The sequence below is a fragment of the Staphylococcus sp. FSL W8-1268 genome (assembly GCF_038003965.1).
GTDB classification, from domain to species: domain Bacteria; phylum Bacillota; class Bacilli; order Staphylococcales; family Staphylococcaceae; genus Staphylococcus; species Staphylococcus hominis.
On sequence record NZ_JBBOQE010000001.1, the window covers coordinates 1,038,864 to 1,062,769 of the forward strand.

A 23,906-nucleotide genomic window follows, 5' to 3' on the forward strand; every position below is an offset into this window, starting at 1 on the left:
TATATCATTATGGTAATTTAAGTGTAGTTGAACATATAACTAATTTAAAGGATGGTGTTTAAAAATGAAAATACAAAAGCCTAATACATCATTTCAAATCGTTGCACATCGTGGATTATCGCAGAAATATCCTGAAAATACGTTGGAAGGTTTTAAAGCAGCCCTTATGCAACATATTGATATGTTAGAAATTGATGTACATTTTACAAAAGATAAACAATTAGTAGTCATTCATGACGACTCCATTGATCGCACATCGAATCAAAAGGGTAAAGTAAAAGATTTTACTTTAGAAGAATTAAAACAATTTGATTTTGGAATCAAACATGGTGAATCTTTTAAAAATACCTGTATTTCTACTTTTAGCGAAGTACTTTCTTTATTTAAAAAGTATTCTAAAACATTACTTATTGAAATAAAAAAACCAGAACAGTATCCTGGCATTGAAAAAGCGTTACTTGAGGAACTAGATAAATTTCAAATTCCCTCTCATAGAGTCGTTATTCAGTCATTTGATGTGGAAAGTGTTAAAAAAATGTCTGAATACACAAAGAAATATGCACTAGGTGTTTTAATAAGTAAAAAGCAATACTGGTACAAACAACCTGATTATGAAAATATAGCTTCTTTTGCACAATTTATAAATCCTAATTATAAATTAATAAATAAAAAATTTATCAAGCGTGCTCATGAATATCATCTTAAAGTAATACCTTATACAGTAAATAAAGTGAAAGATGTGAAGAAATTGATTCATTTAGGAGTAGATGGAATTATTTCAGATATACCAGATGATATATTTAAATTATAAATAAAAAACCACCCTGACCAAAATGGAAAGGGTGGTAGAATATTAATCAACTTATCTTGAGTAGTACTCAACGATTAATTGTTCATTAATTTCAGCTGGTAATTCACTACGTTCTGGTAAGCGAACAAAAGTACCTTTTAAGCTGTCAGCATCGAAATCTAAATATTCTGGTACGAAATTGTTGATTTCAACAGATTCTTTAACGATATCTAAGTTTTGTGATTTTTCACGAACTGAGATAACTTGACCTGGTTTTAAAGCGTATGATGGGATGTCAACACGTTTACCATCAACTTCAATATGACCATGACCAACTAATTGACGAGCTTGACGACGTGTACGTGCTAAACCTAATGAGTAAACTACTGCATCTAAACGGCTAGCTAATAAAATCATGAAGTTTTCACCATGTACACCGTGTTGTTTACCAGCAATATCAAATGTATTACGGAATTGTCTTTCAGTCATTCCATATAAATAACGTAATTTTTGTTTTTCACGTAATTGTAAACCATATTCTGATAATTTTTTACGTTGGTTTGGACCATGTTGTCCTGGTGCGTAAGGACGTTTTTCTAATTCTTTACCAGTACCACTTAATGAGATACCTAAACGACGAGATTTTTTCCAGTTAGAACCTCTGAATCGAGCCATAATAAGACTCCTCCTTTTTCTTTTTTGTTGGAATGAATAAACAAAAAAGAGTGTTGTATGCTCATTAAGATATATTGTTTTATGTGTCTTCACCTTATAGCTACAGTTACGCGACACGTCCACATCGGGAACAACATAGAGCTTAATAATATACAACTGCTATTTTCGTTAATTCACACAAAATTCATTGTACCATTATTTTTTAAAGTGTCAAGGAATCATTTAAATTTATTATTTTGATAATTGGTGTTCTAAGATAGAAACGATTTCTTCAAGTCCTTGTTGATCGTCTTTACTAAATCGTTGCGTAATAGGTGCATCTATATCTAACACGCCGATGATTTCATTATTAACATGAATTGGAACGACAATTTCAGATTTACTATTAGCATCGCAAGCGATGTGACCAGGAAATGTATTTACATCATCTACAAGTTGTGTTTGGTTGTTTGCAACAGCAGTTCCACATACACCTTTTCCTATAGAGATATGCATACAAGCAGGATGGCCTTGGAAAGGACCTAAAATAAGTTCATTATTTTCAATTAAATAAAATCCTAACCAATTGATTTGATCTAAATTGTCATTGAGTAAAGCTGAAGTATTACTTAAAATTGCGATTAGATTTGTTTCATCTTCAATAAGACTTGCAAGTTGTTTACCTAATAAGTTGTAATTTGTTTCTTTAATTGTCGGCATATAAAAACCTCTCTATCAATATTTTGATTATTAGTATAAATGTAAAAAATTTTTCAATCAATTCTTTGAATTTTATTTTAATGACGAGATAAGATACGTTATAATAATGATAATATAGGAGGAGAATGAGATGGTTTTATACATTATATTAGCAATTATTATTATTATATTGATTGCTGTCGGTATTATGTTTTATTTACGTTCTAACAAACGTAAAATAGTTGAGCAAGCAGAAGAACGTAAATTAAAAGTTCAACAGTTACCTTTTGAAGATAATTTAGAAAAGTTATCAGCTTTAAATCTTAAAGGTGAAACGAGAACAAAATATGACGCGTTAAAACAAAACACATTAGATCACACTAATAACTATTTAGCACCAGTAGAAGAAAAAATTCATGACGCTGAGCTTCAACTTGATAAATTCCAATTTGCAGGAGCTCAAACTGAAATTGATGATGCTCATGAATTAATGGATAGATATGAAGCTGGTTATCAGTCACAAGTAGATGAAGTAAATGAAATTCTTTCTCTACATAAAGATAACGAAGCAATCTATGAAAAATGTAAAACAGATTATCGTGAAATGAAAAGAGATGTTTTAGCAAATAGACATCAATTTGGAGAAGCGGCAGCTCCTCTTGAAAAACGTATTGAGGCTTTTGAACCAGAACTTGATCAGTATGACATGCTGAAAGAAGAAGGTAACTATGTACAAGCTCATAATCATATTAATGGATTAAATGAATCTATTAATGAAACAAAAGAATACATGGATGAAATTCCAGATTTAATTAGAGAAACTCAAAAAGAGTTACCCGGACAATTCCAAGATTTAAAATATGGTTGTAGAGATTTAAAAGTAAATGGTTATGACTTGGATCATGTAAAAATTGATGGTACATTACAAAGCTTAAAAACTGAATTAAATTTTGTAGAACCTATGATTAGTCGTCTTGAATTACAGGAAGCTAATGATAAATTGCAACAAATTAATGATAAGCTTGATGAAATGTATGATTTAATTGAGCATGAAGTAAAAGCTAAAAATGAAGTTGAAGAAACAAAAGAAGATATTACAAATGAATTATTCAAAGCGAGAGAAATGAATTATACGCTTAGAACAGAAATCGACTATATTCGAGAAAACTATTTCATTAATGAAAGTGATGTTCATAGTATTAGACAACATGAAAATGAAATTCAAAATCTAGTTGTAGTATATGATGATATTCTAAAAGAAATGTCTAAATCTGCTGTGAGATATAGTGAAGTAAAAGATAATTTAGAATACTTAGATGAACATGTAAAAGTGATTAATGAAGAACAAGAAAAATTACAAAATCATCTGATTCAACTTAGAGAAGATGAAGCTGAGGCTGAAGATAATCTATTAAAAATTCAATCGAAAAAAGAAGAGATTTATCGTCGACTTCTTGCTTCAAACTTAACAAGTGTTCCAGAGCGATTTGTTATTATGAAAAATGAAATCGACCATGAAGTAAGAGCGGTCAGCGAACAATTTAACGAACGTCCGCTTCATGTTAAACAACTTAAAGATAAAGTTTCAAAAATCGTAATTCAAATGAATACGTTTGAAGATGAAGCGAATGATATATTAGTCAATGCAGTCTATGCAGAACGATTAATTCAATATGGAAATAGATATCGTAAAGATCATCATACTGTAGATAAAAGCTTAAACGAAGCAGAACGTTTATTTAAAAATAACCGTTATAAACGCTCAATTGAAGTATCAGAGCAAGCACTTGAAAGTGTAGAACCTGGTATAACAAAACATATTGAAAATGAAGTAATTAAAGGATAATACATTTTTATAGTTAGAGAATGACCTAGACATCCACATATTTCTAGGTTATTCTCTTTTATTTTTTAAAAAAAATAGTATAATGCTTGAGTGTCTATTTTTAAGTCGAGAAAGTTAAAATATGTTTTAGATATGTTATTGATGAAAGTGAGTGTTCTATATATATGATTTATTTAGACAATGCTGCCACAACAAAACCGAACCAAGCGGTTTTAGATTCATTTCTAAAAGTAAGTGAGAAAGCTTATTATAATGCTAATAGTCCTCATCAAATGGGTTTACAATCAGAAAAAATATTATTACAGGCTAAGTCGCGTGTAAAAGAGATGTTAAACCTCAATAAAAATGCTGATATCATTTTCACAAGTGGTGCTACTGAGTCTAATAATATTGCACTCAAAGGTATTGCATTAAGAAAAAAACAGTTTGCGAATGTAATCATTACCTCAGTCTTAGAACATCCATCAGTACTAGAAGTGATGCGTTATTTAGAAACACAAGGATTTATATTGAAATATGTGAATGTGACTCCAAATGGTCAAATAGATATTAATCATTTAGAACAATTAATGACGGATAATGTGGGCTTAGTTACATGTATGTATGTCAATAATGTTATGGGACAAATACAACCGATAAAAGAAATAGGATCATTATTAAAACAATATCCTAAGGCACATTTTCACGTAGATGGCGTACAGGCTTTAGGGAAAATTCCAATGCAATTAGAGGATGTAAATAGTATTAGTTTTAGTGGTCATAAATTTAATGGTTTAAAAGGTCAAGGCATATTAATTATCGATAATAAGGAAAAAATTGAACCGACAATATTTGGCGGTGGCCAAGAATATGGAATTAGAAGTGGCACTGTAAATTTAGCAATGAATGTTTCACTTGTGAAAGCAATGGAAATTGCAATTCAAAATTTAAATGAGCTTAATCATCGTCTATCACGCTATAATAAAGTAATTAGAGAATGTTTAGGTCAATATAAGGGAATGTATATTAATTCTCCAGAAAATAGTGCTCCGCATATTTTAAATATCGCTTTTCCAGGAGTAAAAGGAGAAGTGCTTGTTAATGCATTCTCAAAATTGGATATTATGGTATCGACTACAAGTGCATGTTCGTCTAAAAGAGAAAAATTAAATGAAGTTTTGTTAGCAATGGGTATTAAGGATAACAGAATAGAGGGAAGTGTTCGCTTATCCATGGGTGAAACGACAACAGAAAAAGATATCGAACAATTTAAAGATAAACTTGAATTAATCTATGCTCAAATAAAGGAGTTGTTGAAATAAATGAAATATGATCATATTTTGGTTAGATATGGAGAACTTACGTTAAAAGGAACAAATAGAAGAAGATTCACAAATGTATTAAAAGAAAATGTTATTCAATCATTACGTTCATTAGAAGGTACACAGGTTAAATGTGAGAGAGATCGCATGTTTATCTCGCTTTTTGAGGACGTAAATGTTAATGAAGTCATAAATCGTTTAACAAAGATATTTGGCATAAAATCTATTAGTCCAGTATTTAAAACAACACAAAATCTTGAAGATATGAAACAACTTTGTATTTCGTTAGCTAAAGACTTTGCAAATGGAGATACTTTTAAAGTTGATGTAAAACGTGTAGATAAATCATTTTCATTAGATACGTATCAACTACAAAGAGAACTAGGTGGCGCCATTTTAAAAGCAGTTGATCATTTAAAAGTAGATGTTAAACGTCCGACACATAATATTAAAGTAGAAGTACGTAAAAAAGGCGTGTATATCTATACTAAAGTTATCAATGGTGCTGGCGGATTACCTACCGGTACAGGTGGTAAAACACTTCTTCAGTTGTCAGGTGGAATTGATTCACCAGTAGCTGGTATGGAAATTATGAAACGTGGAGTAAAAGTAGAAGCTATTCATTTTCACAGTCCACCATTTACAAGTGAAAAAGCGAAAGACAAAGTGATTGAATTGACACGCATACTATCTGAACGTGTAGGACCAATTAAATTACACATTGTTCCTTTCACAGCACTTCAAAAACAAATCAATAAGTCTGTGCATCCACGATATACCATGACATCTACTAGACGCATGATGTTACGAGTGACAGATATTATCTTAGAACGTATTGGAGCGAATGCTATCGTAAATGGTGAAAATTTAGGTCAAGTAGCTAGTCAAACATTAAAGAGTATGTACGCAATCAATGATGTTACATCTACTCCTATTTTAAGACCACTTATTTCTTTAGATAAAGAAGATATTATTAAAAAAGCAAAAGAAATAGGAACATTTGAAGTTTCAATACAACCTTATGAGGATTGCTGTACGATTTTCACGCCTGAAAACCCTGTAACTGAACCAGATTTTGATAAAGTTGTTAAATATGAAAGTGTGTTTAATTTTGATGATCTTGTCCAAGAAGCAGCAGACAATGTAGAAACAATAGAGATTAATAAAGATTATAAAACTGAAAAAGATAAACATACTGATGCACTCATTGATGAATTATTTTAATATGAAAGTAGTAAAGTCATTTAATAAGAGGTGGGCGTTATTGAACTAAGTTTTCATATTATTTTCATTATTATTAGTTTTGGTTTCTTGGCAGCATTTATAGATGCTGTTGTGGGTGGCGGTGGCTTAATATCAATTCCTGCACTCTTAGCTATAGGAATGCCGCCATCATTAGCATTAGGTACAAATAAATTAGCGAGTGCGTTTGGCTCATTAACGAGTGCAATCAAATTTTTAAAATCTGGAAATGTGGATAAAAAAATAGCATTTAGACTATTTCCGTTTGTATTTATATTTGCAGTTGGTGGAGCAAGTTTAGCAACTTTCTTACCATCAGAAGTTTTGAAACCACTCGTTATAGTGATATTGACACTTGTTTTAATTTACACCATTTTTAAGAAAGAATGGGGTAATGTCAGAACGTTTTCTAAACTTACTATTAGTAAAGCGATTGCCTTTATATCACTCCTGCTTTTAATTGGATTTTATGACGGATTCTTAGGCGGTGGTACTGGATCATTTATGTTATTTGTATTATTAATGTTTGGATTTGATTTTTTAAGTGCAGCTGGAAATGCAAAAGTATTAAACTTTGCTTCAAACGTTGGTGCATTAACATTATTTATTATTCTTGGCCAAGTAAATATAACATATGGATTAATTATGGCAGTTAGTATGGTGATTGGGTCGTATACTGGTGCACATTTTGCAATCAAAAAAGGTGTAGGATATGTCAAAATTGTATTTATAATAGTCACCATTTTACTCATTTTAAAAAATACCTTTGATTATATTATGCAAATCATTTCAAATTAAAATAATAGTTAGCGTTTTAAATGATTGAAATAAGTTTAAATACTATCGTATCATTAAACTATAATTTAAATAACTAATGGGAGGTCATATAATATGACAGAAATTACTTTTAAAAATAACCCTATACATTTAGAAGGAACTGAGGTTTCAAAAGGAGATGTGGCTCCTAATTTTAAAGTTTTGGATAATAGTTTAAATGAAGTTACTTTAGATAATTTTAAAGGGCAAAAGAAATTGATTAGTGTCGTTCCTTCTATTGATACTGGTGTATGTGATCAACAAACTCGCAAATTTAATGAAGAGGCTTCTCAAGAAAATGGTGTAGTACTTACAATTTCAGCGGATTTACCTTTCGCTCAAAAAAGATGGTGTGCATCAAATGGTCTAGAAAATGTAATTACGTTAAGTGACCATAAAGATTTATCATTTGGTGAACATTATGGTGTTGTTATGAAAGAAATGAGATTATTAGCTCGTTCTGTTTTCGTATTAGATGAAAACAATCATGTAGTTTATAAAGAGTTAGTTCAAGAAGGTACTGATTTTCCAAATTTCGAGGCTGCTTTAGAAGCATATCGTAATATTTAAGTCACTACTAAACGATTAAATTAAAGATATAATACTAATATTGTCCATATGTATTTTAAAATGAATGATTTCGTTTTAAGACATTTGCATTATGGACATTTTTTTATTGGAAAGGAATTGAATATGGCAGAAGAACAAACTATTATGGAAAGATTATTCCGAACTTTAGATGATAAAGCTAAGTCGTTAAATGAAGAAAATGGTCAAAGCTTTATAGAAAATTTAGGCTTAGCAATGGAAGATGTATATCGTAATCAACGTACACTGTTAGAACAAGCAACGTTCCAAGATCGTCGAAAAGCATTTCAATTTGCTTACTTGAGCTTATTACAAGAAGAAAATATTCAAGCAAATCATCAAATTACACCAGATTCTATTGGTTTGATTTTAGGTTTTTTAGTACAAAAATTTACAGAAAATAATAAAGAATTACAGATTGTTGATATTGCAAGTGGAGCAGGTCATTTAAGCGCTACAGTGAATGAAGTATTAAAAGATAGCGAAGTTATGCATCACTTAATTGAAGTAGATCCTGTTTTATCGAGAGTTAGTGTGCATCTAGCGAATTTTTTAGAAATACCATTCGATGTGTATCCTCAAGATGCAATTATGCCATTACCATTGGAAGAAGCTGATGTTGTTATTGGAGATTTTCCTATTGGATATTATCCTTTAGATGGGCGTAGTAAAGAAATGAAACTTGGATTTGAAGAAGGCCATAGTTATTCACACTTTTTACTTATCGAACAAGCTGTCTATGCTTTAAAACAAAGTGGCTATGCTTTTTTAGTAGTACCTAGTAATATTTTTGAAGATGAACATGTGAAACAGCTACAAAATTTTATTACTACAGAAACTGAAATGCAAGCATTTTTAAACCTTCCTAAAACATTGTTTAAAAATGAAAATGCACGTAAATCAATTTTAATACTACAAAAGAAAAAAGCAAATGAAACTAAGCCTGTAGAAGTGTTATTAGCTAATATTCCGGATTTTAAAAATCCTAATCAATTCCATGGTTTTATTAACGAATTAAATGAATGGATGGACGCAAATCATTCACAAAAATAAACTGTGATATTCTTGAATTACTTCTGTATTAGTGGTTAAATAGATATGGATATTTAATATATAAATTGGAGGACAATGAATCATGTCTAAATTAGTTTTAGCGATTAATGCGGGAAGTTCTTCTTTAAAGTTCCAACTTATCAGAATGCCTGAAGAAGAATTAGTTACAAAGGGCTTAATTGAGCGTATTGGTATTAAAGATTCAATATTTACTATTGAAGTAAATGGTGAAAAAATAAAAAGAGTTAAAGATATTAAAGATCATGAAGAAGCAATTAATATCATGTTAGATAGCTTCAAAAAACATGGTATTATTAATGATATTAATGATATTGCTGGTACAGGGCATCGCGTTGTTCATGGTGGAGAATTATTCCCTAAATCTGCTTTAGTCACTGATGAAGTAGAAGAAAAAATTGAGTCATTAAGTGAATTAGCGCCATTACATAATCCTGCAAACTTAATGGGAGTTCGTGCCTTTAGAAAGTTATTACCTAATATTCCACATGTTGTAGTTTTTGATACTTCATTCCATCAAACTATGCCAGAAAGTTCTTATTTGTATAGTTTACCATATAACTATTACGAAGATTTTGGTATTCGTAAATATGGTTTCCATGGTACAAGCCATAAATATGTATCACGACGTGCGGCTGATATTTTAGAAAAACCTATTGAAGAATTACGTATTATTTCTTGTCATATTGGTAATGGTGCGTCAATTGCTGCAATTGATGGTGGGAAATCTATCGATACATCAATGGGCTTCACTCCATTAGCAGGTGTAACAATGGGTACACGCTCAGGAGATATTGATCCAGCTTTAATTCCATTTATTATGGAAAAAACAGGTAAAACTGCTGAGGAAGTTTTAACAGTTTTAAACAAAGAATCTGGATTATTAGGTATCTCTGGTACTTCAAGTGATTTACGTGATTTATTAGGTGAAGCTGCAAATGGCGATGAACGAGCTGAACTTGCTTTAGATATTTTTGCTTCTAGAATTCACAAATATATTGGTTCTTATGCTGCTAGAATGCATGGCGTTGATGTTATTGTCTTCACAGCAGGTGTCGGTGAAAATTCATCACCAATACGTGCTAAAATTTTAGAAGGCTTAGAGTTTATGGGTGTTTATTGGGATCCTAAGAAAAATGAATCTACTCACGGTGAAGAAGCTTTCATAAATTATCCACACTCTCCAGTTAAAGTAATTGTTGTTCCAACTAATGAAGAAGTCATGATTGCAAGAGACACAGTAAAATTCGGTGAATTATAAGATATATTAAAAAAACGATGAGATTAAACTTATCTCATCGTTTTTTTAGAACATAGCAGGGAAATAGGACAAAAGTCATGTTGAATTTGTTGTCCTACCCTGATGATGTATCTCTAACATATTAAAGAGACCTGAGACAATTCCTTATGTCTCAGGCCTCTTTATTTAAATACATTACTTTATTAAGAAAATTGTTTTCTAAATTCAGGAGTTGCAACTTCAGGTTGGAAATCATCTGGAATTTCTTCAGTACGCACGACAAGTACGTCACACGGTGCATGACGAACGATTGCTTCTGAAACAGAACCAACGATAAATCGTTCTACTGCATTTAATCCTGAAGTACCACACATTATTAAGTCGACACCTAATTCATTTGCTAATTTTTTAGGTATAATTGCTTTAGGTGAGCCAAATTCTAGACGAGTTTCTACATTTGTAACACCAGCACGTGAAGCAACTTCTTTATAGCCTTTTAAAAGTTCATCAGAAAAACCTTTAGATTTTTCTGTGAATTGAGCATCGTACACTTCATAAGAAGAGTAAGTTCTTGAATCGATAATATTAACAATAGTTAATTGAGCATCATTACGTTTAGCAACGTCTAAAGCTTTGTTGAAAGCCCATTCTGCTTCATGTGAACCATCAACTGCGATTAAAATATTTTTATAAGTTAACATCTTAAGTCCCCCTTAACTTTTCTTAATTCAATTTTAACATAAATTTCTGAATATTTAATATTTATAATTCAACAATTATGTGGACGTTGTGCACCTTTGATGATTGCGCTTTCATTAATTTAGCGTTACCATAAGGAGTGGAGGTGGATGGAATGAAAATCGGTATTCCAAAAGAAATAAAAAATAATGAGAACAGAGTAGGTTTATCACCAAGTGGTATACATGCATTAGTTGAACAAGGACATACAGTACTTGTTGAAACAAACGCAGGTTCTGGTTCATATTTTGAAGACGAAGATTATAAACAAGCCGGTGCAGAAATAGTTAACGATGCAAAAACAACTTGGGATGTAGACATGGTGATTAAAGTAAAAGAACCATTAGAAGAAGAATATAAATATTTCAGAGAAGGTCTTATCTTATTCACATACTTGCATCTTGCTAATGAGGAAAAACTTACTCAAGCATTAGTTGATAATAAAGTAGTAAGTATTGCCTACGAAACAGTTCAATTACCAGATCGTTCTTTACCTTTATTAACACCAATGAGTGAAGTTGCAGGACGTATGTCAGCTCAAATTGGTGCAGAATTCTTACAAAAAATTAACGGTGGAATGGGTATTCTACTTGGTGGCGTGCCAGGTGTACCAAAAGGCAAAGTTACCATTATTGGTGGCGGACAAGCAGGTACAAATGCTGCTAAAATTGCTTTAGGATTAGGTGCAGATGTAACTATTTTAGATGTAAATCCTAAACGTTTAGCGGAATTAGAAGATGTGTTTGACGGTCGTGTTAATACAATAATGTCTAACCCACTTAATATTGAAAATGCAGTTAAAGAAAGTGACTTAGTTATTGGTGCAGTATTAATTCCTGGAGCGAAAGCACCAAGTTTAGTTACTGAAGATATGATTAAACAAATGAAAGACGGTTCAGTAGTAGTCGACATTGCTATTGACCAAGGTGGTATCTTTGAAACTACTGATAAAATCACGACACATGATGATCCAACTTATGTTAAACATGGTGTTGTACATTATGCAGTAGCGAATATGCCTGGCGCAGTTCCACGTACGTCTACTATTGCTCTTAATAATGCTACTTTACCTTATGCACAGTTACTTGCTAATAAAGGTTATAAAGAGGCATTTAAAGCAAATGAGCCTCTTTCATTAGGTTTAAATACGTATAAAGGTTATGTAACTAATAAAGGTGTTGCAGAAGCCTTTGATTTAACTTATACATCTATTGAAGATGCATTAAAAGAATAATCTAAATTAATTCAATAAAAAGCGGAATAGCATTCTTTATGAGTGTCTATTCCGCTTTTTTGATATAAAAGAGAGATTTAACTTTTAAATTACTTATTATAATGTGTAAGTACTTCAAACCCAGTATCAGTGACTAAAATATCATCTTCAATTCGGACGCCAGCGACATTAGGCACATAAATGCCAGGTTCAATTGTAATCACCATACCTGCTTCAAGTAAATTTGTATTTGTACTTGATACATCTTGATATTCATGTTCTTCTAAGCCGAGTCCATGTCCCAATCGATGAGGGAAGAAATCACCGTAACCCGCTTCTGAAATAATGTCTCTAGCAATTTTATCAATATTTTGTAAAGGGATACCTGGTTTAATTGCTTCAATAGCACTTTGTTCAGCTTTTAATACAATATCATAAATTGTTCTTGCTTCTTTACTTGGTTCACCAAATTTTACAGTTCTTGTCATGTCACTACAATAATGATTATAGACTACACCTAAATCAAATAGTACATATTCATTCTTAACTAATGTTCGATCTCCAGGTGTACCATGTGGAGATGCAGCATGGTCACCAAATAGTACCATTGTATCGAAACTCATTTCACTGACACCATATTTTTTAATTTCATTTTCAATATGATTTACAACTTCTCTTTCAGTTACGCCTTCAGATAAAAATGAAACACCAATATCTATACATTTATCTGCAAGTTCAGCTGCTTTTTTTATATTTTTAACTTCATTTTCATCTTTAATATTTCTTAGCTTTTTAATAGTTAAATCGATATCTTCATACGCTTTAACGTTAAAGTTATTCGTAAGTTCTCTTTGACGTTTAACAGTGAGGTGTTCACTTTCAATTAATAAAGTATTAAATGTATGGGGTGCTAAATCGAAAGGACTCTCAGTATCTAAATAGCCAACAATATTTCCATTAAAAGGTGAATGCTTAACTTCTTCAACTTCCATTTTAGGACAATATAATGTGCATTCACCATTTGAAGTTATAAGTAACGCAAACAATCTTTCATGAGGTTCACTTCTATAACCTGTAAAGTAGAATATATTAAGTGGAGTAGTAATCCATGCTGCATCAGCATTTTTTTCTTTTAATGTTGCAATAATTTCATCTGTTTTAATCATAATACGTATCCTCCTATAGTTTAATCAATTTAATTTTACGTCTAAATAGAAATGAATTCAAAGTGTTTCAAGTTATAAATATAATTATCAGGGTATAATAATAATATTAAAATATAGGAGGTTCTATATATGAAACTTTCATTTCATGGACAGTCAACGATTTATTTTGAAAGTAATGGTAAAAAAGTAATTGTTGATCCATTTATTTCTGGTAATGATAAAAGTGATTTAGATGAGCAGACATTAGATGTGGATTATATTATTTTAACGCATGGACATGGTGATCATTTTGGTGATGTAGTTGAATTAGCTAATCGTAATCATGCTACAGTGATTGGTTCTGCAGAAGTCCAAGGCTATTTAACAACGTATCATGGAATTGAACACGCACATGGTATGAATATTGGAGGTAAATACAAATTTGATTTCGGTACAGTAAAATTTGTTCAAGCCTTCCACAGTTCAAGTTATACTAATGAAGATGGAATACCTATTTATTTGGGTATGCCAATGGGTGTTATCATTGAAGCAGAAGGTAAAACGATTTACCATGCAGGAGATACTGGTTTATTTAGCGATATGAAATTAATTGCTGAACGTCATCCGGTAGATGTATGTTTTATTCCTATTGGTGATAATTTTACTATGGGTATTGAAGATGCAAGTTATGCAATAAATGAATTCATTAAACCTAAAATTTCAGTGCCTATTCATTACAATACATTCCCATTAATTGAACAAGATCCAGAGAAATTTAAAGAAGCAGTATCTCAAGGAGAAGTACAAATTTTACAACCTGGTGATGAAGTGACATTTTAATGATATATAGAAAAGACGGTAAATATAGCATTTACCGTCTTTTTTTATAAGATTAAAATTATTTAACTATTAAAACAGGGATAGTAGCACGTTTAGCAACTTTATGACTAACACTACCTAAAACAAATTTCTTTTGTTGTTCAGCTTTACGGTTACTTAATACGACAATGTCATATTTACCACTATTTGCATGTTTCACTAATTCCTCTTTTGGATTTCCACGAACGATAATTTGATCATAATTAATACCATAATCATCTAAAGTATGACGTGTGTGTTCAAGACCTTGATCACGACGATGTGTCAATTGTTCGATGTGAGTACCTCCTTTAATAGAGGCTTGGATGTCTTGTTCACCAATCGCATTCATGATTGTAACAACGGTATCTGGGCCAGCTAATTTTGAAATTTCTTTCAATGCTTTGTCATTTTTTAATTGAGTATCTACACCTAGTAATATGTTTTTATACATAGGTCATCCCTCCTTATATTTAATTATATAATTAGTGATTTAATATTTCCATCAAATTTATATTTTTATTATTTAAATTAACTTCATTTATATACATTAAAAACAAAATGATACCGATATATCAGTTTTTGATACTTTTGTCGCATTCAAATCGATTTTTATAAATAAAAAAGTTATAATATATTAGACATTGTCTAAAAATGAAGAGGGTTGAAAATGACTAAACATGAACAAATTGTATCCTATATAGAATCATTAAATATAGGACAAAAAATTTCAGTTAGAAAAATAGCCAAAGTAATGAATGTTTCTGAAGGGACTGCTTATAGAGCAATTAAAGATGCTAGTCAACTTGGCTTTGTAACTACCATCGATAGAGTAGGTACGGTTCGGATAGATAAAAAGAGTCGTGAACAAATTGAACATCTTACTTTTCAAGAAATTGTGAATATTATTGAAGGTGACATCATAAGTGGCAAAAGTGGTTTAAATAAAACTGTTAGTAAATTTGCAATAGGCGCTATGGAACTAAAAGATGTAGTAAAGTATATTGGAAATCAAACGTTATTAATTGTAGGTAACCGTCCTGAAGTTCAGATGGAAGCATTAAAAAGAGGAAGCGGTATACTTATTACCGGTGGATTTAGTACAGCTCAAAATATTATTGATTATGCAAATAAACAAGAACTACCTATTATTTCTTCAAATTATGATACATTTTTAGTAGCTAATATCATTAATAGAGCCATGTATAATCAAATGATAAGAAAAGAAATACTTATTGTTGAAGATATCGTAAAACCTATCAATGATATGACGGTAGTGTTCGATGAAATGGGTTTAGACGACTATATTTCTCGTGCAAAAGTCACAGGACATTCTCGTTTTCCAGTAGTAAATAAAGATTGGAAACTTGTGGGAATTGTAACGAGTAAAGAAGTTATTCACATGAACGAAGATGATAGGATTAATAAAGTCATGACAAGACGACCTATCAATGTTGAATTAACAACTACAGTAGCGAGTTGTGCTCATATAATGATTTGGGAAGGAATTGAAATTTTACCTGTCACAACAAGAAATAAAAAAGCAATAGGTGTTATTACACGAAATGATGTGTTAAAAGCAATGCAATTAATTGGAAGACAACCTCAAATTGGAGAAACCATTATCGATCAAATTGCCAAACACATCTCAATAAATCATAATGAGACGTCTGTTAAAATTTCACCAGCTTTAACCAACCAATATGGTACGTTGAGTAAAGCAATATGTGTCGCAATTATTGAAGAAACAATTAAACATGAATTGCGTAAGTATAAAAAAGTAGATGTTATGATTGAAAGCTTGAATATTATTTATATTAAAAATGTCGCAATTGAAAGTACGCTTGATGTAAAGTATAACATGTTAGATGTAGGAAGAAATTTTGCTAAATTAGAGGTCACTATGACTTGTAAAAATGAGAAAGTTGCAAATGCAATGATCATATGTCAAATGTTTGAAGATATTTAAAAATAGTTTTTGAAATTAAAGGAGAAAAGAAATGGTAGAAATTTTTAATAAAATAATGAATGAAATTGATAAATATGAAACTGTTATTATTCATAGACACGTTCGACCTGATCCAGATGCATATGGTTCACAGTTAGGCTTAAAATATTATTTGCAACGTAAATTTCCAGAAAAGTCTATTTATGCAGTTGGACAACCAGAATCTTCTTTAGCATTTATAGGAGACTTAGACAGAGTTAAAGATGATATGTATCAAAACGCTCTAGTGATTGTTTGTGACACAGCAAATGCACCTCGTATCGATGATCAGAGATTTAATCAAGGCAAAGATTTAATTAAAATTGATCACCATCCTGCTACTGATCAATATGGCAGAATAAATTATGTCGATACCAATGCAAGTTCAACCAGCGAAATTATTTTTGATTTTATTACACATTTTAATGATATTAATATTATCGATGAATCTGTCGCACGTGTTCTATATTTAGGAATTGTCGGAGACACAGGTCGTTTTTTATTTAGTAATACCACACCACATACTATGAATGTTGCTAGTCGTTTGCTAGAATTTCCATTTAATCATAATGATGTATTAAATCAATTGGGTGAGAAAGATCCAAAACTTATGCCATTTCAAGGATATATTTTGCAAAATTTCCAATTAAGTGAAAATCATCAATATTGTCAAATAAAGATTACTAAAGATGTCCTAAACAGATTTCAAATTGCACCTAACGAAGCATCTCAGTTTGTTAACACTGTAGCGGATATCAAAGGTCTAAAAATATGGATGTTTGGTGTTGATGAAGGTGATCAAATTAGATGTCGATTACGTTCTAAAGGAATTACTATCAATGATATAGCTAATCAATTTGGCGGTGGAGGACATCCAAATGCATCTGGAGTCTCTGTTGAAAATTGGGAACAATTTGAGATTTTAGGTGAAGCCTTGCGCCAAAAACTATAAATTACGAAAGGAAGTCATACATGTTTGTACATTTGAATATTCATTCAACATATGATTTATTATATTCAAGTTTAAAAATTAACGATGTCGTATCAAAGGCAAAAGCAAATGGATATCAAGCACTTGCAATTACGGATACGAACGTATTATATGGCTTCCCTAAGTTTTATGACGCATGTATTAATGAGGGAATTAAGCCAATATTTGGAATGACTGTAATGGTTTCTGATGAAATTAGCACAATTGAAACCGTATTATTCGCAAAGAATAATGAAGGTCTCCATGCTCTGTATCAACTTTCTTCTGCAATTAATATGAAACAAAAGACTACGATACCCCTAAAATGGCTACAAAAATATAGTTACCATCTTGCTATTGTTTTTAAAGATGCTAATGCGTCTCACCAATCGTTAATTCAAACACTAAAGAATAATGAGTCAGTATTTATAAATCATACAAGTCAATTAGATTTTTCAGACGATAAAATTGTCTTTCTTAATAATGCAAGATATTTAAATCCTGAAGATGCAGATACAATACTTGCATTAAAAGCAATAAAAAACAATACAAAATTGGATTTAGTAAATGATATCAAGGATGCTCATGAATATTTTCCAACTAGTGAAAATATTAAAGAACTTCAGTTGTCTGAAAAAATAATAGCTAATACAAAGGCTTTAGCTGATGAGTGTAACGCAGAAATTCAATACCATCAAAATCTATTGCCTAACTTTAAAACGCCCAATCAACAAAGTGCTAAATCCTATCTTTTAGAAAAGTTAAAATATAATCTTAAAGAATTTAAATTAGATAAAGATCAGCGATATATTGACCGATTACATCATGAATATTCAATAATAACGAATATGGGATTCGAAGATTATTTTTTGATAGTGAGCGACTTAATACATTTTGCTAAAACGCATGATGTGATGGTTGGACCTGGACGTGGTTCATCTGCAGGATCTTTAGTTAGTTACTTATTAGGTATCACGACTATTGATCCAATTAAATTTGATTTATTATTCGAGCGCTTTTTAAATCCAGAACGTGTCACTATGCCAGATATTGATATTGATTTTGAGGATACGAGAAGAGAAAAAGTGATTCAGTACGTACAAGAAAAGTATGGTCAATATCACGTATCGGGCATCGTCACTTTTGGTCACTTATTAGCAAGGGCTGTAGCGAGAGATGTAGGCCGTATTATTGGTTTTGACGAAAAAACGTTAAATGAAATATCGAATTTAATCCCACATCAATTAGGTATTACACTAGAAGAAGCCTATCAAAATGAAAAATTTAAAGCATTTGTTCATAAAAGTTATCGTCATGAAAAATGGTTTGAAATTAGTAAAAAACTAGAGGGCTTACCACGTCATACATCTACCCATGCTGCAGGAATAATTATTAATGATAAACCATTGTATCATTTTGCTCCTTTAACAATGGGGGATACAGGTATATTGACTCAATGGACAATGACTGAAGCAGAACGATTAGGTTTATTAAAAATTGATTTTCTTGGTCTTAGAAATTTATCAATTATTCATCAAATTATCACTCAAGTAAAAAAAGATTTAAATATTGATATCGATATAGAACGAATCCCTTTTAATGATCAAAAAGTATTTAAATTATTGTCTCTAGGAAACACTACAGGTATATTTCAATTAGAATCAGAAGGTGTTAGAAAAGTATTGATGGAATTACAGCCTGAACACTTTGAAGATATCGTTGCTGTAACATCATTGTATAGACCCGGTCCAATGCAAGAAATACCTACATACATATCAAGAAGACATCGTCAAAGTGACATTAAATACTTACATCCTGATTTAAAGCCTATTTTAAAGAAGACATATGGCGTCATTATTTATCAAGAACAAATCATGCAAATTGCTAGTCAATTCGCTAATTTTAGTTATGGTCAAGCAGATATATTAAGACGTGCAATGAGTAAAAAAAATAGAGCTATCCTAGAAAGTGAACGTCAACACTTTATTGAAGGGGCTGTAAGTAATAATTATGATGCATCAATTAGTGAACGTATTTTCGAACTAATATTAAAATTTGCGGATTATGGTTTTCCTAGAGCTCATGCGGTGAGTTATTCTAAAATTGCGTATATCATGGCTTATTTAAAAGTGCATTATCCTAATTATTTCTACGCGAATATTCTTAGTAATGTTATAGGTAATGAAACAAAAACGGCAATAATAATAGAAGAAGCTAAAACTCAAAGTTTAAATATTTTACCTCCAGATATTAATAAAAGTCATTGGTTTTACAAAGCGACAGAAAAAAATATTTATTTATCGTTGGGCGCAATAAAAGGTGTCGGATATCAAAGCGTCAAATCTATAGTAGACGAACGAATTGAAAATGGATTGTATAAAGACTTTTTTGATTTCACCAGAAGAATTCCTAAAAGAATTAAAACTAGAAAATTATTAGAAGCATTAATATGTGTGGGCGCATTTGATTCATTTGGTAAAACTAGATCAACACTATTATCTACAATTGACGAAGTTATTGATCAAGTTTCGAATGTTGAACAAGATGAATTTTTATTTAATATGTTAACACCAAAGCAATCCTATGAAGATAAAGAGGAATTCAGTGATCAAATCATTAGTGCTTATGAAAAAGAATACTTAGGATTTTATATTTCTAACCATCCAGTTGAAAAATTATTTTATATCAAACAATATTTAGGTATTTTTACGATTAAGAATAGTTTAGATTATCAACCTATACTTGTTCAGGTTAATCAATTTAAGCAAATAAGAACAAAAACTGGACAACATATGGCGTTCTTAGTTCTAGATGATGGTAGAACCACTATTGATGGTGTTTTGTTTCCAGATAAGTACAAACAATATGAGACAATGATTCAACAACAAAATGATATTCTAGTCGTTCATGGCAAATTTGAAGAACGAAATCAAAAGAGACAAATTATCATTCAAAATATGGATACAATTAACGACTTTGAAAATAACAAATTATCTCAAGCCAAACAAATAGTGATTAGAAACGTCAATCAATTAGAAGATATTAAATCATTTTTAATAGATCAGACTACACATAACGATTTAGAAGTAGTTTTATTTAATGAAATGCAACAACAAACTCAATCTTTAGGATTTTTACAAAAAGAAATGGAACAAGTCGAAAGGTTTATAAAGATGTTCAAGCCAAGTGACATCAGAATTATATAACTTTTATATGCAAAAAAATTATGATATAGTTAGTTGATGGTTATAAAGAAGAATTAATAATTTTATTGATTTTTTATCTCTTGATTTAATAACATGTAGCATATAAAAAGATTTTTAAAATTGAACTTAATTGTTACAAAAATCCCTCTTTTCAAAAGTAATTTAATTATAAATCAATTAGAAGTTGATTGAATGTCTTTAAGAGACGATGCATTACAAATGCATAAAGAGAATCAAGGTAAATTAGAAATCAAACCTGATGATGCGAAAGAAGTAGTGCTAAAGTAGTAGGAACGAGACGACCTTATTTTCCAAATCAAGTTAATAAGGTATTAGCTTTTCTAGGTATTTTTAAAGATATCTTAGATATTGAAACTACTCCTTTCGATTAAAGAGTGGCACCATCAGTGACACGAGATTTAACACGATCTGTTATAGAATTAGGTGTTGCATGTATTGAAGTAGATTTCCAATAAGTATATGATAAAACAATGAAGTTAATAGATTTAAAATAAAGTAAGCGAATTTAAAAGTAACTATTTAAAATAACGAAATTATTGAGTGAGTTATGCGGAGGTTTACGCATGTTTAAAGATTTTTTTAATAGAAGTAGTAAAAAAAAGAAATATTTAACGGTACCGGATTCTAAACAAAATGACGTACCAGCAGGCATCATGACTAAATGTCCTAATTGTAAAAAAATAATGTATACAAAAGAACTAACTGAAAATTTAAATGTATGCTTTAATTGTGATCATCATATTGCACTTCCTGCGTACAAAAGAATAGAAGCTATTTCAGATGAAAATTCGTTCAAAGAATTCGATAAAGAAATGGTTTCTTCTAATCCTTTGGATTTTCCTGGCTATCAAGAAAAAGTCGAAAAAGATCAAAAGAAAACGGGTTTAAATGAAGCCATCGTAACTGGTACAGCAGAATTAGATGGCGTGAAATATGGTATTGCAGTCATGGACTCACGATTTAGAATGGGAAGTATGGGTTCAGTCGTAGGGGAAAAAATCTGTAGAATCGTTGATTATTGTACTGAACATCGGTTACCATTTGTACTATTTTCTGCAAGTGGTGGTGCCAGAATGCAAGAAGGTATTATTTCATTAATGCAAATGGGAAAAACAAGTGTATCATTAAAACGACATTCTGATGCTGGATTATTATATGTTTCATATTTAACACATCCTACTACTGGTGGTGTATCAGCTAGTTTTGCTTCTGTGGGTGATATTAACCTAAGCGAACCTAAAGCTTTAATCGGTTTTGCTGGACGTAGAGTGATAGAACAAACAATTAACGAAAAATTGCCGGAAGATTTTCAAACTGCTGAGTTTTTATTAGAACATGGTCAATTAGATAAAGTTGTGCATAGAAAAGACATGAAAGCAACACTTTCTGAAATTTTAAAACTACATCAAGAGGTGAAGACGAATGCTTGATTTCGAGAAATCTTTATATGAGATTAAAGAAAAGATTAATTCATTGAAGGAATCTCAAGAAAAAAATGACGTCGACTTACAAGATGAAATTGACTTGTTAGAAGCCTCTTTGGAAAGAGAAAGAAAAAAAATATATACCAATTTAAAACCTTGGGATCGAGTACAAATTGCAAGACTTCAAGAAAGACCTACAACACTTGATTATATTCCATATATCTTCGACTCATTCATTGAATTACATGGAGATCGTAATTTTAGAGATGACCCTGCGATGATTGGTGGAATAGGATATCTCAACAATCAACCGGTAACTATCATAGGTCAGCAACGAGGGAAAGATACTAAAGATAATATTTATCGTAATTTTGGAATGGCTCATCCTGAAGGTTACCGTAAAGCTTTACGCTTAATGAAACAAGCTGAAAAATTTAAGCGTCCTATTTTTACGTTTATTGATACGAAAGGTGCATATCCGGGGAAAGCCGCTGAAGAACGAGGGCAAAGTGAATCAATTGCGAAAAATTTAATTGAGATGGCTTCGCTTAAAGTACCTGTGATTGGTGTTGTCATCGGTGAAGGTGGAAGTGGTGGTGCGCTTGGTATTGGTATAACTAATAAATTATTAATGCTTGAAAATAGTACTTATTCTGTTATTTCTCCAGAAGGGGCGGCAGCATTACTTTGGAAAGATAGCTCTTTAGCAAAAATGGCTGCTGAAACGATGAAAATTACTGCAAAAGATTTACTGGAATTAAACGTGATAGATGAAGTTATTACTGAACCACAAGGTGGCGCTCATAAAGACATCGTTTTTCAAGCAAAACAAATTAAACAATCTTTTATTCATCAGCTTAATGAATTAAATAAATTAGATGGACAAGCTTTAGCGAATCATCGATTTAATAAGTTTAGAAATATTGGTACTTTTATTAATTAGCACAGAATGACTAGAAATTTTAATTAAATTTCTAGTCATTTTTTTATATAAATTAAATTAAAATTTAAAACGTTTACATATATATAATCTATCAATATTAATGGAATAGATAATAAAATTATGGTAATTTATACATGAAGATTATTATAGTTAGGAAAGGGAATGTCGCTATGAAGAGAATTGCGGTATTAACAAGTGGTGGAGATTCACCAGGCATGAATGCTGCTGTTAGAGCAGTCGTACGAAAAGCAATTTATAATAATATCGAAGTTTTTGGTGTTTATCAGGGTTATCAAGGTTTACTTGATGATAATATCCACAAACTTGAATTAGGAAGTGTTGGAGATACGATTCAACGAGGAGGAACTTTTCTATATTCTGCTAGATGTCCTCAGTTTAAAGATGAGAGTGTAAGACAAAAAGGGATTGAGAACTTACACAAGCATGGTATTGAAGGACTTGTAGTAGTCGGTGGAGATGGCAGTTATAGAGGTGCTCAACGTATTAGCGAGGAAACAACCGATATAAAAACAATTGGTATCCCTGGAACAATTGATAATGATATTAATGGTACTGATTTCACGATTGGTTTCGATACAGCATTAAATACGATTATTGACTGTGTCGATAAAATCAGAGATACTGCTTCAAGTCATGCGAGAACTTTTGTTGTAGAAGTAATGGGACGTGATTGTGGTGATTTAGCACTGTGGGCTGGATTGTCAGTAGGTGCTGAAACAATCTTAGTTCCAGAAGTGCACACAGATATTAAAGATGTTGCTGAAAAAATTGAAAGTGGTATTAAACGTGGAAAAAAACATTCTATCGTTATGGTAGCAGAAGGTTGTATGAGTGGCCATGAATGTGCAGAACAATTAACTAAATATATCAATGTTGATGCACGTGTATCTGTTCTTGGTCACATCCAACGTGGTGGTAGTCCATCTGGTGTAGATCGAGTGCTTGCTTCAAGATTAGGCGGTTATGCTGTTGAATTGTTAATGCAAGGTCAAACAGGATTCGGTGTAGGTATACAAAATAACCAACTTACAGCAACACCATTTGATGAAATTTTCAATAATGAAAGCCATAAATTCAACACTCGTATTTATGACTTAGCAAAAGAATTATCTATTTAATTTAGGAGGCTTTTA

21 protein-coding genes and 1 pseudogene are annotated in these 23,906 nt (G+C 31.1%); 17 read left to right on the forward strand and 5 right to left on the reverse strand.

Features of this window, described 5'->3' with window-relative positions; translation table 11 throughout:
- The first annotated feature begins 64 nt into the window (after positions 1 to 64).
- Positions 65 to 811, forward strand: coding sequence for a glycerophosphodiester phosphodiesterase (locus NST64_RS05365; RefSeq protein ID WP_049418498.1), 747 nt, complete (start codon positions 65 to 67; stop codon positions 809 to 811).
- A gap of 51 nt (positions 812 to 862) precedes the next feature.
- Here the strand turns inward: NST64_RS05365 and rpsD are convergent, their stop codons facing one another.
- Together rpsD and NST64_RS05375 are read right to left on the reverse strand one after the other, a co-directional pair.
- Entirely contained in the window at positions 863 to 1,465 is a 603-nt protein-coding gene (rpsD, locus tag NST64_RS05370) for a 30S ribosomal protein S4 (protein ID WP_049418496.1), read from the reverse strand.
- A 231-nt stretch (positions 1,466 to 1,696) separates the two neighbouring features.
- The gene (locus tag NST64_RS05375) at positions 1,697 to 2,164 is read right to left on the reverse strand and encodes a GAF domain-containing protein (protein ID WP_049335921.1); all 468 of its coding nucleotides are present in this window, start codon (positions 2,162 to 2,164) and stop codon (positions 1,697 to 1,699) included.
- A gap of 130 nt (positions 2,165 to 2,294) precedes the next feature.
- Between NST64_RS05375 and ezrA the strand changes: the two genes are divergently transcribed.
- From ezrA to NST64_RS05410, 7 genes are all read left to right on the forward strand, one after another.
- Positions 2,295 to 3,989 (forward strand): septation ring formation regulator EzrA, encoded by a 1,695-nt coding sequence (gene ezrA, locus NST64_RS05380; RefSeq protein WP_002448287.1) that lies wholly within the window; start codon positions 2,295 to 2,297, stop codon positions 3,987 to 3,989.
- A gap of 164 nt (positions 3,990 to 4,153) precedes the next feature.
- On the forward strand, positions 4,154 to 5,290 hold the full coding sequence (locus tag NST64_RS05385) for a cysteine desulfurase family protein (RefSeq protein ID WP_002455208.1): 1,137 nt from the start codon (positions 4,154 to 4,156) through the stop codon (positions 5,288 to 5,290).
- Positions 5,291 to 6,514: a tRNA uracil 4-sulfurtransferase ThiI gene (gene thiI, locus NST64_RS05390; protein ID WP_049418493.1), complete on the forward strand. Its 1,224-nt coding sequence runs from the start codon at positions 5,291 to 5,293 to the stop codon at positions 6,512 to 6,514. It begins immediately after the preceding gene.
- Positions 6,515 to 6,544: 30 nt separating this feature from the next.
- The gene (locus tag NST64_RS05395) at positions 6,545 to 7,330 is read left to right on the forward strand and encodes a sulfite exporter TauE/SafE family protein (RefSeq protein WP_002448299.1); all 786 of its coding nucleotides are present in this window, start codon (positions 6,545 to 6,547) and stop codon (positions 7,328 to 7,330) included.
- A gap of 93 nt (positions 7,331 to 7,423) precedes the next feature.
- The gene (gene tpx, locus NST64_RS05400) at positions 7,424 to 7,918 is read left to right on the forward strand and encodes a thiol peroxidase (RefSeq protein ID WP_002448307.1); all 495 of its coding nucleotides are present in this window, start codon (positions 7,424 to 7,426) and stop codon (positions 7,916 to 7,918) included.
- Between the two features lie 123 nt (positions 7,919 to 8,041).
- Complete coding sequence (locus tag NST64_RS05405; RefSeq protein ID WP_002487979.1) at positions 8,042 to 8,989, forward strand: class I SAM-dependent methyltransferase; 948 nt, start codon at positions 8,042 to 8,044, stop codon at positions 8,987 to 8,989.
- Positions 8,990 to 9,071: 82 nt separating this feature from the next.
- On the forward strand, positions 9,072 to 10,268 hold the full coding sequence (locus tag NST64_RS05410; protein ID WP_017176115.1) for an acetate kinase: 1,197 nt from the start codon (positions 9,072 to 9,074) through the stop codon (positions 10,266 to 10,268).
- A 182-nt stretch (positions 10,269 to 10,450) separates the two neighbouring features.
- Here the strand turns inward: NST64_RS05410 and NST64_RS05415 are convergent, their stop codons facing one another.
- Positions 10,451 to 10,948, reverse strand: a complete 498-nt coding sequence (locus NST64_RS05415) for a universal stress protein (protein ID WP_002448964.1) — start codon at positions 10,946 to 10,948, stop codon at positions 10,451 to 10,453.
- 152 nt (positions 10,949 to 11,100) lie between these two features.
- Here NST64_RS05415 and ald point away from each other — a divergent pair, with 152 nt between their 5' ends.
- On the forward strand, positions 11,101 to 12,219 hold the full coding sequence (gene ald / locus NST64_RS05420; RefSeq protein WP_049418490.1) for an alanine dehydrogenase: 1,119 nt from the start codon (positions 11,101 to 11,103) through the stop codon (positions 12,217 to 12,219).
- Between the two features lie 89 nt (positions 12,220 to 12,308).
- On the opposite strand, the gene NST64_RS05425 is transcribed toward ald, so the two are convergent.
- Positions 12,309 to 13,364, reverse strand: coding sequence for a M24 family metallopeptidase (locus NST64_RS05425; protein WP_019835451.1), 1,056 nt, complete (start codon positions 13,362 to 13,364; stop codon positions 12,309 to 12,311).
- Positions 13,365 to 13,493: 129 nt separating this feature from the next.
- Here NST64_RS05425 and NST64_RS05430 point away from each other — a divergent pair, with 129 nt between their 5' ends.
- On the forward strand, positions 13,494 to 14,183 hold the full coding sequence (locus NST64_RS05430; RefSeq protein WP_002448970.1) for a metal-dependent hydrolase: 690 nt from the start codon (positions 13,494 to 13,496) through the stop codon (positions 14,181 to 14,183).
- Positions 14,184 to 14,241: 58 nt separating this feature from the next.
- Here the strand turns inward: NST64_RS05430 and NST64_RS05435 are convergent, their stop codons facing one another.
- Positions 14,242 to 14,655 carry a universal stress protein gene (locus tag NST64_RS05435; protein WP_002448952.1) on the reverse strand — a complete coding sequence of 138 codons (414 nt, stop codon included), beginning with the start codon at positions 14,653 to 14,655 and terminating at the stop codon, positions 14,242 to 14,244.
- A 216-nt stretch (positions 14,656 to 14,871) separates the two neighbouring features.
- Here NST64_RS05435 and NST64_RS05440 point away from each other — a divergent pair, with 216 nt between their 5' ends.
- The 7 genes and pseudogenes from NST64_RS05440 (at position 14,872) to pfkA (ending at position 23,891) form a co-directional block, all read left to right on the forward strand.
- Positions 14,872 to 16,170 (forward strand): DRTGG domain-containing protein, encoded by a 1,299-nt coding sequence (locus NST64_RS05440; protein WP_049418488.1) that lies wholly within the window; start codon positions 14,872 to 14,874, stop codon positions 16,168 to 16,170.
- Positions 16,171 to 16,201: 31 nt separating this feature from the next.
- Complete coding sequence (locus tag NST64_RS05445; protein WP_049418487.1) at positions 16,202 to 17,140, forward strand: DHH family phosphoesterase; 939 nt, start codon at positions 16,202 to 16,204, stop codon at positions 17,138 to 17,140.
- Between the two features lie 20 nt (positions 17,141 to 17,160).
- Positions 17,161 to 20,364 (forward strand): DNA polymerase III subunit alpha, encoded by a 3,204-nt coding sequence (locus NST64_RS05450; protein WP_049418485.1) that lies wholly within the window; start codon positions 17,161 to 17,163, stop codon positions 20,362 to 20,364.
- A gap of 246 nt (positions 20,365 to 20,610) precedes the next feature.
- Positions 20,611 to 20,840: pseudogene (locus tag NST64_RS05455) on the forward strand (NAD-dependent malic enzyme); the annotation flags it as partial.
- Positions 20,841 to 20,948: 108 nt separating this feature from the next.
- Complete coding sequence (gene accD, locus NST64_RS05460) at positions 20,949 to 21,815, forward strand: acetyl-CoA carboxylase, carboxyltransferase subunit beta (RefSeq protein ID WP_002448997.1); 867 nt, start codon at positions 20,949 to 20,951, stop codon at positions 21,813 to 21,815.
- Positions 21,808 to 22,752 (forward strand): acetyl-CoA carboxylase carboxyltransferase subunit alpha, encoded by a 945-nt coding sequence (locus NST64_RS05465; RefSeq protein ID WP_002448930.1) that lies wholly within the window; start codon positions 21,808 to 21,810, stop codon positions 22,750 to 22,752. The genes accD and NST64_RS05465 overlap by 8 nt, the downstream gene beginning before the upstream one ends.
- Before the next feature lie 170 nt (positions 22,753 to 22,922).
- Complete coding sequence (gene pfkA, locus NST64_RS05470; RefSeq protein ID WP_002448931.1) at positions 22,923 to 23,891, forward strand: 6-phosphofructokinase; 969 nt, start codon at positions 22,923 to 22,925, stop codon at positions 23,889 to 23,891.
- The last annotated feature ends 15 nt before the right edge of the window (positions 23,892 to 23,906 follow it).

Excerpts from the sequence above, each read along its gene's own strand:
- NST64_RS05365 (WP_049418498.1), top strand. The coding sequence starts at position 65 with ATGAAAATACAAAAGCCTAATACATCATTTCAAATCGTTGCACATCGT.
- rpsD (WP_049418496.1), bottom strand. The coding sequence starts at position 1,465 with ATGGCTCGATTCAGAGGTTCTAACTGGAAAAAATCTCGTCGTTTAGGT.
- NST64_RS05375 (WP_049335921.1), bottom strand. The coding sequence starts at position 2,164 with ATGCCGACAATTAAAGAAACAAATTACAACTTATTAGGTAAACAACTT.
- ezrA (WP_002448287.1), top strand. The coding sequence starts at position 2,295 with ATGGTTTTATACATTATATTAGCAATTATTATTATTATATTGATTGCT.
- NST64_RS05385 (WP_002455208.1), top strand. The coding sequence starts at position 4,154 with ATGATTTATTTAGACAATGCTGCCACAACAAAACCGAACCAAGCGGTT.
- thiI (WP_049418493.1), top strand. The coding sequence starts at position 5,291 with ATGAAATATGATCATATTTTGGTTAGATATGGAGAACTTACGTTAAAA.
- tpx (WP_002448307.1), top strand. The coding sequence starts at position 7,424 with ATGACAGAAATTACTTTTAAAAATAACCCTATACATTTAGAAGGAACT.
- NST64_RS05405 (WP_002487979.1), top strand. The coding sequence starts at position 8,042 with ATGGCAGAAGAACAAACTATTATGGAAAGATTATTCCGAACTTTAGAT.
- NST64_RS05410 (WP_017176115.1), top strand. The coding sequence starts at position 9,072 with ATGTCTAAATTAGTTTTAGCGATTAATGCGGGAAGTTCTTCTTTAAAG.
- NST64_RS05415 (WP_002448964.1), bottom strand. The coding sequence starts at position 10,948 with ATGTTAACTTATAAAAATATTTTAATCGCAGTTGATGGTTCACATGAA.
- ald (WP_049418490.1), top strand. The coding sequence starts at position 11,101 with ATGAAAATCGGTATTCCAAAAGAAATAAAAAATAATGAGAACAGAGTA.
- NST64_RS05425 (WP_019835451.1), bottom strand. The coding sequence starts at position 13,364 with ATGATTAAAACAGATGAAATTATTGCAACATTAAAAGAAAAAAATGCT.
- NST64_RS05430 (WP_002448970.1), top strand. The coding sequence starts at position 13,494 with ATGAAACTTTCATTTCATGGACAGTCAACGATTTATTTTGAAAGTAAT.
- NST64_RS05435 (WP_002448952.1), bottom strand. The coding sequence starts at position 14,655 with ATGTATAAAAACATATTACTAGGTGTAGATACTCAATTAAAAAATGAC.
- NST64_RS05440 (WP_049418488.1), top strand. The coding sequence starts at position 14,872 with ATGACTAAACATGAACAAATTGTATCCTATATAGAATCATTAAATATA.
- NST64_RS05445 (WP_049418487.1), top strand. The coding sequence starts at position 16,202 with ATGGTAGAAATTTTTAATAAAATAATGAATGAAATTGATAAATATGAA.
- NST64_RS05450 (WP_049418485.1), top strand. The coding sequence starts at position 17,161 with ATGTTTGTACATTTGAATATTCATTCAACATATGATTTATTATATTCA.
- accD (WP_002448997.1), top strand. The coding sequence starts at position 20,949 with ATGTTTAAAGATTTTTTTAATAGAAGTAGTAAAAAAAAGAAATATTTA.
- NST64_RS05465 (WP_002448930.1), top strand. The coding sequence starts at position 21,808 with ATGCTTGATTTCGAGAAATCTTTATATGAGATTAAAGAAAAGATTAAT.
- pfkA (WP_002448931.1), top strand. The coding sequence starts at position 22,923 with ATGAAGAGAATTGCGGTATTAACAAGTGGTGGAGATTCACCAGGCATG.